Source organism: Nitrospirota bacterium (genome assembly GCA_040755395.1).
In the GTDB taxonomy this organism is placed as follows: domain Bacteria; phylum Nitrospirota; class Nitrospiria; order Nitrospirales; family Nitrospiraceae; genus DATLZU01.
In genome coordinates, this window is record JBFMAX010000015.1 from 36,265 (window position 1) to 50,605 (window position 14,341).

A 14,341-nucleotide genomic window follows, 5' to 3' on the forward strand; every position below is an offset into this window, starting at 1 on the left:
ACCCGTTCATTGTTTGATGCAAAGACAGATAATGAGGCGGTCATTCCGTCAATGATTCGTGTGTTACGTTTAACGATTCACGTTTCACGTCTCCTGCGCGCCGCCAAGATGGCTTCGCCGATCACCATGTCCTCCGGCCTGGTGACCTTGATGTTCTCTCCGCTGCCTTCCACCACCGCGACGCGTCGGCCGAGCAATTCGACCAGGTGCGCGTCGTCCGTCGCCCGGATACCTTCCAGTTGGGCCTTGCGGTGCGCCTCCTCCAGCCAATCCCTTCGAAACGCCTGCGGCGTTTGAGCCAGCCAGAGGTGCCGCCGATCCACCGTGCGCTCGATGGCTCCGTCGGCTCCCACCTGCTTCACCGTGTCGCGCATCGGGATCGCAACGATCGCCGCGCCGTGCTTCGCCGCCTGCTCGATCACGTCCCGCACCATCCGTTCGGTGAGAAACGGCCGGACCGCATCGTGCACTAGGACGATCTCCGTTTCCTCGTCGACTTCCGCGAGCGCATGGCGCACCGAATCCTGCCGATGCTCGCCGCCGGACACGATCTTACCGACTTTCTTGAACCCGTGCGGAACGACGACCTGGTCCAGGCAGTACTCCCGTTCGGTCCGAGGAACCGCGACAATGATCCTGTGGATCTCGGGCGAGGCCTCGAGCACGCGGAGGGCGTGTACGAGCAGGGGCAGGCCTCCCAGCGCAAGAAACTGCTTCGGGACGGTCCCGCCCATCCGCAGACCCCGTCCCGCGGCGGGCACAAGGGCGACGGTGCGTCTAACCACGCGCGACTTGAAACTCCTCCCGCTCGCTCTCTTCCTTGAGTCGTGTGAAGATCATGCGCCCCGCCGTCGTCTGCAGGACGCTGGTGACCACGACATCCACATTCCGGCCGATGCAGCGCTTCGCGTTGTCCACGACGATCATGGTTCCGTCGTCCAGGTAGGCGACTCCTTGCCCGGCTTCCTTGCCTTCCTTGAGCACGAACACGCGGATGGTCTCGCCGGGCAACACGACCGGACGCAGCGCGTTGCACAACTCGTTGATGTTGAGCACGCGGACGCCCTGCAACTCGGCCACCTTGTTCAGATTCAGATCGTTGGTGATGATCTTCGCGCCGACCTTCTTCGCCAAGACGACGAGTTTGGCGTCGACCTCCTTGACGTGCGGGAAGTCGTCCTCGACGATGCGCACGTCGATATCGACCATCTTTTGAATCTTGTTGAGAATGTCGAGCCCGCGCCGGCCGCGCGCCCGTTTCAGCGAGTCCGACGAATCGGCGATATGCTGCAGCTCGTTCAAAATGAAGTGGGGCACCAGAAACGTCCCCTCCAGAAACCCGGTCTCGCACAGGTCGGCGACGCGTCCGTCGATGATCACGCTGGTGTCGAGAATTTTCGGATTCGCCGCCGGCCCGCCGAATTCCGTCTGCTTCACCCCGCCGGGGAATTGTTCCCGGCCGAATCGCCCCCCAAGGACGAGGCCGAGATACGGGAAGCCCAGCAAAAACACCAGCCCGCCGATATGGAAGAGAAACGTTTCGACGTCGAAAATCACGCTGCCCACCCACTCCACCAACCCGGCCAGAAGCAGTCCCACCGCCAGGCCGGCCGTTCCGCCGAAAATGATGCCGAACGATAATCTTCGAAGCGCATACTCGCTCGCGATAATCAAGCCTCCGGTCGCCGCCCCGATTCCCAACCCCATCAGCAGAAACTGGCCATTGATCTCTTCGGCGCGCAAGAAAAGGGCCATGCCTGCCAGAGCGCTGAGAAGGACGAATATGGCTCGCGCTACCATACGCTTCACCTCCTCTCGATATCTGATGCGAACATCCGACCCGCCCGCCCGCGGGTCACGGCCGCAGGGTCAGGAAGACCGTGCGGCCTTGTCGCTTCATCAACAGCAACACCGTCCGACCCTTCGGCAAAGCGACGGCAAGCCGTTCGTATGTCTTCAGCGACGTCACCGGCTTCCGGTTGACCTCCAGGATGAGATCGCCTTCCTTCACGCCTCCCTCTTCGGCCGCGCCGCCGGTCCGCACGCGCACGACGACCACCCCTCGTTCCCCGGCCTTGAGCCCGTACCGGGTCGCCACCTGCTCCGTCGGTTCGTGCACGTCCATATCCGAGAGCAAGCCGGCGGGTGCGACCGGCTCTTCCGAGTCCCCACCGTTCTGCGCCACCGTCTGCGGCTGCTCGGCGATGGTCACCTCGACCGACTTCGGAGTCTTGTCCCGAATCAGTTTGACCATGACCCGTTTGCCGATGGGAGTCCGGGCGACGGCGTTTCGCAACTGCGTCGGGTTCTCCACCGCTTTGCCGTCGTACTCGACGACCACGTCGCCGCGCTCGAAGCCCGCTTTCTTGGCCGGGCTGTCTTCCACCACATCGCTGACCAACACCCCTGCGGTCCGGGCCAACCCGAATTGCGCCGCCAGCTCCGGCGAAAGCTCTTGAATCGACACGCCCAGCCATCCCCGCACGACTCGTCCCTCACGGACCAGTTGCTCCATCACCGAGTGCGCGAGGTTGCTCGGCACCGCAAACCCGATCCCCATGTTGCCGCCGCTTCGACTGAAGATCGCGGTGTTGATCCCGACCACTTCGCCGCGCACGTTGACCAACGGCCCGCCGGAGTTGCCCGGATTGATCGCCGCATCGGTTTGAATGAAATCCTCGTATTCGGCGATCCCCATGCTGGCCCGACCCACCGCGCTGACGATCCCCATCGTGACGGTCTGGTTCAGTCCGAACGGATTGCCGACCGCCAGGACGAGTTCCCCGACTTCCAGCCGGTCCGAATCAGCCCATCGGACGGTCTGCAACCCGTCGGCATCGATTTTCACCACCGCCAGATCCGTCTTGGAATCGGTGCCGATCAGCTTGGCTTTGAACTCGCGCTTGTCGGACAGAAAGACCTTGATGTCGTCCGCCTGGTTAACCACGTGGTTGTTCGTAATGATGAGCCCGTCAGGCCGGACGATCACCCCCGACCCCAGGCTCCGCTCTTTGTACGTTCGCGGCGCCTCGAAGCGGCGGAACCATTCGTCGCCGAAGAAGCGATGAAAGAACGGCTCGTCGGGAAGCGCGCCGTGCGGTCCCTCGCTCCCGCGGCTGCTCCTCGTCGCGAAGATATTGACCACGGCCGGCTTCACCGTTTTCGCGATCTGCACGAAACCCTGCTCGCCGCCCGCGACGGCGGCCGGCGGTACCGCCGCGGGGACCGGCTTCGCCGTCCGGGGAACGGGCACGGCATGGCCGGTCGGCAGCCACCCCATGTCGGAGGCCAGGACGACGCCGAGCAGAACCCCGCCGGCCAGCAGCAGGACGCTTATCCAAAGCGAGGAGCGATTCCGGTCTCGGCTTTCGGGCGCTTCCGGCGGATTCACGGTGTATCCCTTGGGAACGATAGTCGTTAAACGTGAACCGTCCTCGACGTGATTCGTGAATCGTGATTCGCTAAACGATTCACGATTCACATTTCACAGGACCTTCACGGAATCTCACCCGCATAGATGCCCATGATAGTGTGCAGGAATTTGATCGCTTCGGCCCTGGGTCGCTGGAAGGAATTGCGGCCGATGATCGAGCCGAATCCCCCGCCGTCGCGGATCGCCCGCACTTCCTCGAACACGGTTTTTTCATCGCTCTTTGCGCCGCCGGAAAAGATCACGACGCGGCGGCCGTCGAATGCGGACTGCACGACGTGCCGGACCCGTTCCGGCAGCGTCTTGATGGGCACCTGCTCGGCTTCGTACACCTTCTTGGCCGCGGCCTGCTCGAGATACGCCGTCGGCAGCTTGACCTTGATGATGTGGGCTCCCAACTGCGCCGCAATCTGCGCCGCGTAGGCGACGACGTCCATCGCGGTCTCCCCTTCCTTGCTCAACCCCGAACCGCGCGGGTAGGACCAGACCACGACGGCGAGCCCGCACCGTTTGGCCTCCTCCGCGATTTCCCGCAACTGCTGATACATCGTGGTGCAGTGGGCCGAGCCGGGATAAATCGTGAATCCCACCGCCGAGCAGCCGAGCCGCAACGCGTCGCGCACGCTCCCCGTCACGGACGGCAGCGGATCCTTGTCCTCGTGCAGCACGTCGTGATTGTTGAGTTTCAGGATCAGGGGAATCCGCCCGGCAAACTGAGCCGCCCCCGCCTCCAGGAATCCCAGCGGCGCCGCGTAGGCATTGCACCCGGCGTCGATCGCCAATTCGAAATGATAGAGCGGGTTGTAACCCGGTGGGTTGGGCGCGAAACTCCGAGCCGGCCCGTGTTCGAATCCCTGATCCACGGGCAGGATCACCAGCCGGCCGGTTCCGGCCAGGCGGCCGCTGTTCAACATCCTGAACAGATTCGCCTTCGTTCCCGGATTGTCGCTGGCATACCAACTCAGGATTTCCTTCATGCGCTCGTTCATCACACCCTCCCGGGAATCGCGATTCGTGAATCGTTACACGTTAATCGGGACGTGCTGACCGTGCAGGCGCCGTGCGTGAATCGCACAAGTTGTCCGGTCGATTCACGATGAACGATTAACGTTGAACGCCTTCCTCACCGTCTTCCCTGAATGAATTCCTCCGCTTCCTCCACGTCCTCCCGGCTGCCGATGATCAACGGCACCCGCTGGTGCAGGCTCTTGGGCTCGACGTCCACAATCCGCACGGCGCCCGTGCTCGCCCTGCCGCCGGCCTGCTCCACCACGAGCGCCAGCGGATTGGCTTCATAGAGCAACCGGATCTTCCCTTCCGGCTTATCCACCTCGCCGGGATAGAGGTAGATCCCGCCGCCCAGCAGCATCCGGTGGACGTCCGCCACCAGACAGCCGGAATAGCGGGAACTGTAGGGACGACCGCTCGCGTTATCCCGGACCTTGAGGTGGTCGATGTACCGTTTAGTCCCGGCCGGCCACTTGTGATAGTTGCCTTCGTTCACCGCATAGACCTTCCCTCGGGGCGGCATCCGGATCTGCTCATGCGAGAGAAGGTACTCCCCGATACCCGGATCGAGGGTGAACCCGTGCACGCCCCGGCCGACCGTGAAGACCAGCATCGTGCTCGAGCCGTACAGCAGATAGCCGGCCGCCGCCTGTTCGACGCCTTTCCGAAGCAAGTCGGAGTCGGCCGGCAGTCCGTCTTTTCTCTCATGTCGGAGAACGGAAAAGATGGCGCCGAGCGGCATATTGACATCCGTATTGGAGGAGCCGTCCAGCGGATCGAACAACAGGATGTATTTGCCGTGCGGCCAATTCTCCGGCACCAGCATCGGCTTTTCCAGCTCTTCGGAGGCCAGCGCGCACACGATCCCGCTGTACTTGAACACCTTGACGAACGTGTCGTTCGCAATCTCGTCCAGTTTCTTGACGACTTCTCCCTGGACATTGGTTTCCCCGGTGGCGCCCAGGATGTTGATCAGCCCGGCCCGGCGCAAATCCTGGGCGATCATCTTGCCCACGAGCCCGATCTGCGTCAAAAGGACGGAAAACTCCCCGGTCGCGGCCGGATGAGCCGCCTGCTTCTCGATGATGAAGCGATTCAGGGTGACGGGAAGCTGAGCCACGGTCGGTCCTTTCGAGGTCGCCTGCGGATGTCGTTGCTTGCCGGAAGCCGAAGGTGGAATTGACGGCCATTATATCGATTTTGGCCAAGACGGGCAACGAACGGACCCCTCATGGGGCGGACGCCGTGGAGAGACCGAACCCCTCGACCAGCTTGGCGACAACGGAGCCGATGATCACTTTCGCTTTCATCATCACCGGGATCCGCCGCTCATCGGTGGTAAACCAGACTCGAATATCGCCCTGGTTCAGGAAAATACCCTGAAAAGGCATGATCGCGAGCACGCGGGCGGTCTCGACCGTGCCCCACGGTCCCTTCAACGTCTCCAGCGCTTCGACCCGCACCTCCAGCTTATAGTTCTTCTTGTCGTGGTGAACATTCATCACCAGAGAGGCCCCCGGCGTCATCGGCAGAGCACTCCGCACGTAATAGAGACAGGAGATGGCGTCTTGCGTGCCGTTCGGGATCGTCAGCAGGTCGGTCCGGCCGTCCTTGACCGCGGCGACCGTCCCCGCCGCGTGGTGAAAGGTATAGTCGAAATCGTTCTTTCGTCGGCCTTCCCGCCGGCGAAAGCTCATGCGCTGAGGCAACAGCGTGGCGGCGTCGACCCGGGATTCGACGCGGTTGTCAACCGGATAAAACCTGGTCACCAGGGGACTGGACTGCGCAGCGGCCAAGAACCTGAATCCCGGCCGACTGTCGGGTGTTGTGGACCGATCCGCCTCCAGCACCGCCGTGCCGGCCAGGATGGTGAGCCAGGAAATGTGATAGACAAACCGCTCTCCGTCCGCAAACGGAGGGCGAACCGCAGAAGCGCCGGACGTTGACGGTGGAGAAAACCCGGAATCCGCCGCACCGGCCGGAAGCGCTAGGGAGAGAAGCAGGGAGAGGGAGAGAAGGGGGACGATGAGACGATCGGAAAAGACAGGTCGCTCCACATTCACGTCACGGGGTCATATGGCGTTGCGCCGCATCCAGTTCACGTTCGATCGCCGATCGGATCGCGTTGAGCCGTTCGGGAGAGGCGGCTTCGAAACGCAGCACCAAGGCCGGCTGCGTGTTCGACGCCCGGATCAAACCCCAGCCGTCTTCGAAGATCGCACGAACGCCGTCGATGGTCACCAGATCCCGGAGCCGCAGCCCCGACGGCGCCAACGGCTGGTTCGCTTTCGCATAGGCGGCAAACTGCGCTTGCACTCGTTTGACCAGGTCGAACTTGATCGTATCCGGACAGTCAACCCGAATTTCCGGCGTCACAGAGGTTGGGGGAAGATCCGCCACCAGACTCGAGAGAGGCTTCTCTGTCTTGGCCAGGATTTCGACAAGCCGACAGGACGCGTAGATGGCGTCATCATACCCGAAATACCGATCCGCAAAGAACATATGGCCGGACATTTCGCCGGCCAGCGCCGCGCCCTCGGCCTTCATCTTGGCCTTGATCAAGGAATGGCCGGTCTTCCACATGATCGGCCGTCCCCCGCGCTTGGCAATGTCGTCGTAGAGGCTTTGGGAGGCCTTGACTTCGGAGATGATCGTACACCCCGGCTTCGTCGCCAGAATATCGCGCGCGTAGATCACCATCAGCCGGTCACCCCACAGGATATTCCCCTGCTCGTCGACCGCGCCGATGCGATCGGCGTCTCCATCGTACCCGATGCCGACGTCCGCGCGAACGGACTTCACGGTCCGGATCAGATCGTGAAGATTCTCGACCAGGGTGGGATCGGGATGGTGATTCGGAAATCTGCCGTCCAATTCGCAGTAGAGCCCGGTCACGCGGCAACCGAGTTGTTCCATCGCCTGCTTGGCGACCAGGGCGGCCGCCCCGTTGCCGCAGTCGATGACGACATGCAGATGATCCGCATGGACGCCGGCGAAACTGTGTTTCAGATAGGCGAGGTAGTCGGGGATGATCGGGTGACTCGAGAGCCTCCCGACCCCGGAAACGAATGTCCCCGCCTCCATGACGCGGCGCAGCTCCTGAATGTCTTCGCCGTGCAGCGCCTCTCTGCCGATACAGACCTTGAACCCGTTGTACTCGGCGGCGTTGTGACTGCCTGTGATCATGATCCCGCCGTCGACCGGCAACCGGAAGAGCGAGAAATACAGCAAGGGCGTCGGACAGACGCCGATATCCACCACGTTGATCCCGCCGGCAATGAGCCCGCGCACTAAGCCGTCGCGCAGACTTGGCGAGCTGAGCCGCCCGTCGCGGCCGACGCTGACGGTCTTCGCGCCTTTCTCACCGGCCATCGTCGCATAGGCGCGCCCGATCCGCTCGGCGATGTCCTCGGTCAAATCCTTGCCGACGATCCCGCGGATGTCGTATTCGCGGAACAGACCCATAGCGCCCGTTGTTCGTTAAACGTGAATCGTGAACCGTCAAGAAGCACGGGGATGAGATTTTGCTGCGACTAAATACCGGATATACCCATTGACAACCGCGACAGCACGAATCACATCTTCTCGAACGGACTGAAACTGATCGTCCTTGATAAATCCCTCATCGAGGGCAACGGTCAGATGGTCCAATACCTCGTATAGCGAACCTCGCGCTTGGCGAGCAAATTGAACGTTCTCGGCATAATGAAACCTGCCATATCCCTCCGCCAGGTTGGCGGTTGCCGAACGGGCTGCTCTGATCAGTTGATCGGACAAGCGATACCGTTCGTGCTGGGAAAAGCTGCATACCAAATTGGCAATCTCGGATCTTAGTTTGCGGCAGATTTTCCATGCATCGAGATCTTCAAAAGTCTTAATAGGACCCAGTCTGTCTTTAGGCGTCTTGTCATGTTTCTCAGCCACAATCCAAGCCAGTTCTCGTTTAACGATTCACGTTTAACGTTTGTCGGTTCGCCCGTAGTCGTCCTGAAACCGCACGATGTCGTCCTCGCCCAGGTAGGGGCCGTTCTGGACCTCAATGATGTGCAGCGTCTCCCGGCCGGGGTTTTCCAGTCGATGCTTGGTTTCGACCGGGATGGCCGTGCTCCTGCCGACCGTGAGATCGAAGACTTCCTCCCCGCGCGTCACCCGCGCGGTTCCGCTGATGACCACCCAGTGCTCGCTGCGCTGATGGTGCAGTTGAAGGGACAGGCGGCCGCCCGGGTTCACCGTCACCCGTTTGACCTTGTATCCCGGACCTTCTTCCAACACCGTATAGGACCCCCACGGCCGGTACACCGTCAGGTGTTCGAGGTGTTCCGGCGCCCCCTGTTTCTTGAGCAGTTCCACCACCTTCTTGACGTCCTGCGACCGGGACTTGGGACACACCAGCGTCGCGTCCGGCGTATCCACCACGACCATATCGGAGAGACCGATCGTCGCCACCAGCCGCCGGTCGGCATAGAGAATCGAGTTGCGACTCTCGAGATCCACCACGCGGCCGCTGACCACGTTCCCGGTCTTGTCGAGCGGCGCCACCTCTTCCAGACTGCTCCAGTTCCCGACATCCGACCAGACGAAGTCGACCGGAATGACCGCCGCCCGGGAGGAACGTTCCATGACCCCGTTATCGATCGAGACCGGCGTCACGTTGCGGTAGGCGTCATCGACCTCGCTCCTCGGCGCGCCGCTCGCGAGCAACACTTCGATTTTGTGCATCGAGCGAGCGAGGGCCGGCTGATGCCTGCTCAACTCATCGAGAATGGTTCGAGCCCGCCAGACGAAAATGCCGCTGTTCCAATAATAGTTGCCCGCCTTCAGGTACTGGGCCGCCTTGACCGCGTTCGGCTTTTCAACAAACCGCGCGACCGGATGGCCGACCAGCTTCCCCGCTCTGGCGAGGCGGACGGCCCGTTTCGGCTGAATATACCCGTACCCGGTTTCCGGCCTGGTGGGCTTGATGCCGAAGGTGACCAGAAAGCCCTTCGCGGCCAGATGCGTTCCAAACGCCACGGCGCGCTGGAACCGCCGCTCCCGTTTGATCACATGGTCGGCCGGCAACACAAGCATGACGGCGTCGGGATCGCGCCGAACCAACTCGAGCGCGACGAGGGCGATCGCCGGAGCCGTGTTCCGCCCCTCCGGTTCGATGATAAAGTTGTCCCGGATCGCCTCTTTCCACTCTTGCAGTTGAACCCGAATGGAATCCGCTTGCGATGGATTGGTGGAGATCAACACGCGGTCCGCGGACGCGCAGCCCAGGACCCGCCGCATCGTCTGTTGGATGAGCGTTTCGTCTCCGATGATGCGGAGAAGCTGTTTGGGGTACAGATGCCGGCTCAACGGCCAGAACCGCGTGCCGCTCCCGCCAGCGAGGATGACGGGATAGAGGTGGGTGTTCAGTTCGAGGTTCGTGGTTCGAGGTTCGATGGTGCTCATTTCAAATTCTCCAACTTCGAACTTCGTACCTCGAACCTTTGGCTTCCAAGATCAGATCCGCCACTTCGCGCACCGCGCCTTCGCCCCCCTTCTTGCGGCAGACATAGTCCACGACCTGACGCACCGGCGGCAACGCATCGGCCGGAGCGGCGGAAAAGCCGACGGCTTTGAGCGCCGCGAGATCGTTCACGTCATCGCCGATGTAGGCCACCTCTTGCAGCATGAATCCATGCCGCTCGGCCATCTCCTTGAGGACGGTCAGCTTGTCAAAGGCGCCTTGGTGCACCTCCGGGATCGCCAGCTTCTCCCCACGCCGCGCCACCAGCTTCGTGTGTTCCTGGGTGACCAGCGCGGTGATAAGTCCGGCCTTCTGCAGCAGCTTGATGCCCATCCCGTCCCGCGTGTTGAACTTCTTCCACTCGTCGCCCGATTCGGAATAATACATCCCGGCGTCCGTGAGCACCCCGTCCACATCGGTGGCGAAGAGGCGGAGCCGTTTCAGCGCTTCATTCAATTTCGACTTGGGCCGTCGCCGTCGATCCGTTGACCGAGACCGAGCCATGAACGTTTCTTCCCCTCTGCTCCCGTCAAGTGCCTCCAGGGTAGTGGGGTAACCGGGCTATCCCATTCTCTCTTTTCCCTGTCCCCCGTTACCCCGCCGCACCTTACCCCGCCGCCTTCACATCTTGTGTCGCGGCGCTCCGCTCAACCACCGGAGATCCGCCTCGACCATTTCTTCAACCAGGTCCTTGAAGGTGACCGAATAGGACCACCCCAACACCCGTTTCGCCTTCGAGGCGTCGCCCAGCAACGTCTCCACATCGGCCGGACGCAGAAACTGCGGGTCGATCGTGACATAGTCGCGATAGTTCAGACCGAGGTGCGCGAAGGCGATCTCCGCGAACTCACGGACAGTATGCTGTTCGCCGGTCGCGATCACGTAATCGTCGGGCTGGTCCTGCTGCAGCATCAGCCACATCGCTTTCACGTATTCACGCGCATGCCCCCAGTCGCGCTTGGCCTCCAGATTGCCCAGCCGCAATTCCTTGGCCAACCCCAGCTTGATTCTGGCGGCATGCGACGTGATCTTCCTGGTCACGAACTCATACCCCCGCCGCGGCGACTCGTGATTATACAGGATGCCGGAGCACGCAAAGATCCCGTAGGCTTCGCGGTAATTCCTCGTCAGATCGAACCCGGCCACTTTCGAAATGCCGTACGCCGAACGGGGGTGAAACGGCGTCGTTTCGGTCTGGGGAGTCTGTTCCACCTTCCCGAACATTTCGCTGGACGCCGCGAAATAGAACCGGCACTGCGGCACGCAGTCGCGTAATGCGGCCAGGATATGGTGCGTGCCGTTGATGTTGGCGTTCAACGTCGAAAATTCGTCCTCGAACGAGTAGGCGACGAAGCTCTGCGCAGCCAAGTGGTAACACTCATCCGGCCGGACGGCCTGAAGCACGCGATAAATGCTCGGGAGGCTCTCCAGCGAAGCCGCGTGCAGATGGAGCCGCTCTTTGATCGAAAGAATGCGCCAGAGCCTGTGCTCCGGGTCTTCAATCGCCACCCGGCGGACGATCCCGTGCACCTCATAGCCCTTCTGCAGGAGAAATTCGGCCAGGTACGATCCGTCCTGTCCGGTGATGCCGGTAATCAATGCGCGCTTCATCTTTTGGCCTTTCGTTCGAGGTTCGACGTTCGAGGTTGTGTCGAAGATTGTTCTTTCCGTAGTCCGACTTCGAACGTCAAACGCCTCTTGTGTCAACTTCGAACGCTTTCTCTGTCAACTTCGAACTTCGAACATCGCTCACGAAGCGGGCGAGGGCCTCCTTCCAGTGCGGCATGCGCACCCCGGCGTCGTTCAGCCGCCGACAAGACAAGACGGAGTACGCGGGCCGTCGAGCCAGCCGGCCGGCGTCATCGGTCGATATGGGTTCCACCCGCACCGGGAGGCCCATCAAGGAGACGATCTCGCAGGCGAACTCATGCCAGGTACAGTCACCTTCTCCGGCGATGTGCAGAATGCCGTGCAGATCCAGAGGTAGGACCTGGCGAATCGCGCCGGCCAAATCCCCCGCATGCGTCGGGCATCCCCGCTGATCCGCCACAACCCGGAGCACCGGCTGCTCGGTCGCGAGTTGCAGAATGGTGCGCACAAAGTTCTTCCCAGTCGGGCCGTAGAGCCAGGACGTCCTGATCACTAAGGTACTCGGACAGCGTGCGAACGCCTCTCGTTCGCCTTGCAACTTCGATCGACCGTACACATTGATCGGATGTGGGTTGTCCGTCTCCACGTATGGAGCACGTTTCCGCCCGTCGAAGACATAGTCGGTCGAGAGGTAGATGAACTTCGCCCCGACCTTGGCCGCGGCCTGCGCCACCCGCCGCGTGCCGTCCGCATTGATGCGCATGGCCCTGTCCGGCTCTCGCTCGGCCTGATCCACGTTCGTATAAGCTGCCGCATGGATGACCACGTCCGGCCCGGCTTCGACGACGTACCGTTCCACGTCGGGTTGTTCCAGATCGAACTGCGGCCAGATTCCCAAGATAAGTGTCTCGTCGCGCAACACCAGTCGCAATTCGTTCCCAAGCTGTCCGTCGGCGCCGGTGATCAGAATTTTCATACAGTACGAGGTTCAAGGTTGAGAAGGATCTTCTACCCTCCTTCGCCCGTCGAACATCGAACCCTCTGCAAGCCGCTTCCCGTACATCTGCTCGTAATACGCCCGGAACTCTCCGGACTTGATCGGTCGCCACCAAGACTCATGCTCTTGATACCAGCGGACCGTGGCTCGAAGCCCTTCCTCGAACGGAATGACTGGACGCCAGCCAAGACCCCGGAGCCGACTGCAATCGACCGCATAGCGGCGGTCATGCCCGGGCCGGTCTTGGATCAAGCGGATCAGCGACATCGGCTTGCCGAGAAGTTTCAGAATCATTTCTGCCACGGCGATGTTTTCCCGTTCGTTGCCGCCGCCGACGTTGTACACGGTTCCGGGCTGGCCGTGCAGCAGGACCTGCTCGATGGCCGAGCAATGATCGTCGACCGACAGCCAGTCGCGGCGGTAACGCCCGTCCCCGTAAATCGGAAGCGGTTGATCGTCGATCGCATTGGTCACGCACAGCGGAATGAACTTCTCCGGATACTGATTCGGACCGTAAGTATTGCTGCCGCGGGTGATCAACACGGGGAACCGATAGGTCGTCCAGTAACTGCGCACCAATAGATCGCCGCCCGCCTTGCTGGCCGCATAGGGGCTGCGTGGATCGAGCGGATCGTCTTCCTTCGATATCCCGGCCTCCACACTCCCATAGACCTCGTCAGTGCTGACCTGCAGAAATCTCTGCACACCGGCCCGACGCGCTTCTTCGAGCAGAACCCCTGCCCCCACCACATCGGTTCGCGCGAAGCTTCCGGGATCGAGGATCGAACGATCGACATGCGTCTCGGCCGCGCAATTGATCACCCCTTCGATACGGTGCTCCCGCAGCACTGACGAGACGACCGCTTGCTCGCAAATATCGCCCTGGACGAACACATAGCGCGGATGTCCCTGAACGTCAGCCAAATTGGCCGGGTTTCCCGAGTAGCGCAGCGCATCGAGATTGACGATCGTGTGTTCCGGACGAGCGAGCAGGCGGCGGACCAGATGCGATCCGATAAATCCAGCTCCCCCTGTGAGCAAGATACGCATTTACTGATCGATATGATTCGCGCCGGTCTGGCTGACCAGTTGATTCGCAAGGTACAGGGACTCGATCGTGCCGGCGTCGGTCCACCAGCCTTCGAGCAGATCCCAGGTCAACTCGCCTGCTTCGATGTACGCGTTGTTCACGTCGGTGATCTCGAGCTCGCCGCGGGACGACGGCTTGAGGGTTCGAATGATCTCGAAGACCTGGGCATCGTAAAAGTAGATCCCGGTGACGGCATATGGTGACTGCGGGTTGGTCGGTTTCTCCTCAATCTTGACCACCCGCCGGCCGTCCAGAACGGGGACGCCGAAGCGTTGCGGGTCTTTGACTTCCTTCAGCAAAATCTTCGCGCCGATTTTCTGCTCCCGAAAAGCCTGAGCCGCGCGCAGGATATTGCGCTCGATGATGTTGTCGCCCAGCACGACACAGATCGGCTCACCGTCGGCGAAGTATTCGGCCAACCGAAGCGCGTCGGCAATCCCGCCTTCCCCCTCCTGGTAGGTGTAGTCGAGGTGCTTGAGACCGAATTCTTTCCCGTTTCCCAGCAGCCTCAGAAAGTCGCCCGCATTGTTGCCGCCGGTGACGAGCATGATCTCCCGAATGCCAGCATTGACCAGGGTCTGGATCGGATAATAGATCATCGGCCGGTCGTACACCGGCAACAGGTGTTTGTTCGTCACCCGCGTCAGCGGCAATAACCGCGAGCCGAGTCCTCCGGCAAGGACCACGCCTTTCATCGGTTCACCAGTTCGAGGTTCGATGTTCGAAGTT

Annotated in this window: 14 protein-coding genes; all 14 read right to left on the bottom strand. The window is 61.4% G+C overall.

From position 1 onward, the window contains the following. Positions 1 to 77 precede the first annotated feature (77 nt). The 14 genes from ispD to AB1555_17380 all read right to left on the bottom strand — a co-directional run bounded on the left by ispD (position 78) and on the right by AB1555_17380 (position 14,307). A complete protein-coding gene (gene ispD, locus AB1555_17315) occupies positions 78 to 785 on the bottom strand; it encodes a 2-C-methyl-D-erythritol 4-phosphate cytidylyltransferase (protein ID MEW6248447.1) in 708 nt (235 codons plus the stop codon). After that, complete coding sequence (locus AB1555_17320; GenBank protein MEW6248448.1) at positions 778 to 1,800, bottom strand: PIN domain-containing protein; 1,023 nt, start codon at positions 1,798 to 1,800, stop codon at positions 778 to 780. Before AB1555_17320 ends, ispD begins: the two co-directional genes overlap by 8 nt. Before the next feature lie 55 nt (positions 1,801 to 1,855). After that, entirely contained in the window at positions 1,856 to 3,391 is a 1,536-nt protein-coding gene (locus AB1555_17325; GenBank protein ID MEW6248449.1) for a DegQ family serine endoprotease, read from the bottom strand. A gap of 104 nt (positions 3,392 to 3,495) precedes the next feature. Continuing rightward, positions 3,496 to 4,419, bottom strand: a complete 924-nt coding sequence (locus AB1555_17330; protein MEW6248450.1) for a class I fructose-bisphosphate aldolase — start codon at positions 4,417 to 4,419, stop codon at positions 3,496 to 3,498. 134 nt (positions 4,420 to 4,553) lie between these two features. After that, positions 4,554 to 5,558, bottom strand: a complete 1,005-nt coding sequence (fbp, locus tag AB1555_17335; GenBank protein MEW6248451.1) for a class 1 fructose-bisphosphatase — start codon at positions 5,556 to 5,558, stop codon at positions 4,554 to 4,556. A gap of 109 nt (positions 5,559 to 5,667) precedes the next feature. Beyond that, positions 5,668 to 6,501 (bottom strand): DUF3108 domain-containing protein, encoded by an 834-nt coding sequence (locus AB1555_17340; GenBank protein ID MEW6248452.1) that lies wholly within the window; start codon positions 6,499 to 6,501, stop codon positions 5,668 to 5,670. 1 nt (position 6,502) lies between these two features. After that, positions 6,503 to 7,903 (bottom strand): phosphomannomutase/phosphoglucomutase, encoded by a 1,401-nt coding sequence (locus tag AB1555_17345; GenBank protein MEW6248453.1) that lies wholly within the window; start codon positions 7,901 to 7,903, stop codon positions 6,503 to 6,505. 36 nt (positions 7,904 to 7,939) lie between these two features. After that, on the bottom strand, positions 7,940 to 8,362 hold the full coding sequence (locus tag AB1555_17350; GenBank protein ID MEW6248454.1) for a four helix bundle protein: 423 nt from the start codon (positions 8,360 to 8,362) through the stop codon (positions 7,940 to 7,942). Between the two features lie 33 nt (positions 8,363 to 8,395). Then, positions 8,396 to 9,877: a mannose-1-phosphate guanylyltransferase/mannose-6-phosphate isomerase gene (locus AB1555_17355; protein ID MEW6248455.1), complete on the bottom strand. Its 1,482-nt coding sequence runs from the start codon at positions 9,875 to 9,877 to the stop codon at positions 8,396 to 8,398. Between the two features lies 1 nt (position 9,878). Beyond that, on the bottom strand, positions 9,879 to 10,439 hold the full coding sequence (locus AB1555_17360) for an HAD hydrolase family protein (GenBank protein MEW6248456.1): 561 nt from the start codon (positions 10,437 to 10,439) through the stop codon (positions 9,879 to 9,881). A gap of 117 nt (positions 10,440 to 10,556) precedes the next feature. After that, entirely contained in the window at positions 10,557 to 11,546 is a 990-nt protein-coding gene (locus AB1555_17365; GenBank protein MEW6248457.1) for a GDP-mannose 4,6-dehydratase, read from the bottom strand. A gap of 76 nt (positions 11,547 to 11,622) precedes the next feature. Then, positions 11,623 to 12,501, bottom strand: coding sequence for a dTDP-4-dehydrorhamnose reductase (gene rfbD / locus AB1555_17370; GenBank protein ID MEW6248458.1), 879 nt, complete (start codon positions 12,499 to 12,501; stop codon positions 11,623 to 11,625). A 12-nt stretch (positions 12,502 to 12,513) separates the two neighbouring features. After that, on the bottom strand, positions 12,514 to 13,572 hold the full coding sequence (rfbB, locus tag AB1555_17375) for a dTDP-glucose 4,6-dehydratase (protein ID MEW6248459.1): 1,059 nt from the start codon (positions 13,570 to 13,572) through the stop codon (positions 12,514 to 12,516). After that, a complete protein-coding gene (locus tag AB1555_17380) occupies positions 13,573 to 14,307 on the bottom strand; it encodes a sugar phosphate nucleotidyltransferase (GenBank protein ID MEW6248460.1) in 735 nt (244 codons plus the stop codon). Between the last annotated feature and the right edge of the window lie 34 nt (positions 14,308 to 14,341).

What these genes read in the sequence shown, in the direction of transcription:
- AB1555_17380 (MEW6248460.1), bottom strand. Translation starts at nt 14,307, where the DNA reads ATGAAAGGCGTGGTCCTTGCCGGAGGACTCGGCTCGCGGTTATTGCCG.
- AB1555_17330 (MEW6248450.1), bottom strand. Translation starts at nt 4,419, where the DNA reads ATGAACGAGCGCATGAAGGAAATCCTGAGTTGGTATGCCAGCGACAAT.
- AB1555_17360 (MEW6248456.1), bottom strand. Translation starts at nt 10,439, where the DNA reads ATGGCTCGGTCTCGGTCAACGGATCGACGGCGACGGCCCAAGTCGAAA.
- rfbD (MEW6248458.1), bottom strand. Translation starts at nt 12,501, where the DNA reads ATGAAAATTCTGATCACCGGCGCCGACGGACAGCTTGGGAACGAATTG.
- AB1555_17365 (MEW6248457.1), bottom strand. Translation starts at nt 11,546, where the DNA reads ATGAAGCGCGCATTGATTACCGGCATCACCGGACAGGACGGATCGTAC.
- AB1555_17355 (MEW6248455.1), bottom strand. Translation starts at nt 9,877, where the DNA reads ATGAGCACCATCGAACCTCGAACCACGAACCTCGAACTGAACACCCAC.
- rfbB (MEW6248459.1), bottom strand. Translation starts at nt 13,572, where the DNA reads ATGCGTATCTTGCTCACAGGGGGAGCTGGATTTATCGGATCGCATCTG.
- AB1555_17320 (MEW6248448.1), bottom strand. Translation starts at nt 1,800, where the DNA reads ATGGTAGCGCGAGCCATATTCGTCCTTCTCAGCGCTCTGGCAGGCATG.
- AB1555_17345 (MEW6248453.1), bottom strand. Translation starts at nt 7,903, where the DNA reads ATGGGTCTGTTCCGCGAATACGACATCCGCGGGATCGTCGGCAAGGAT.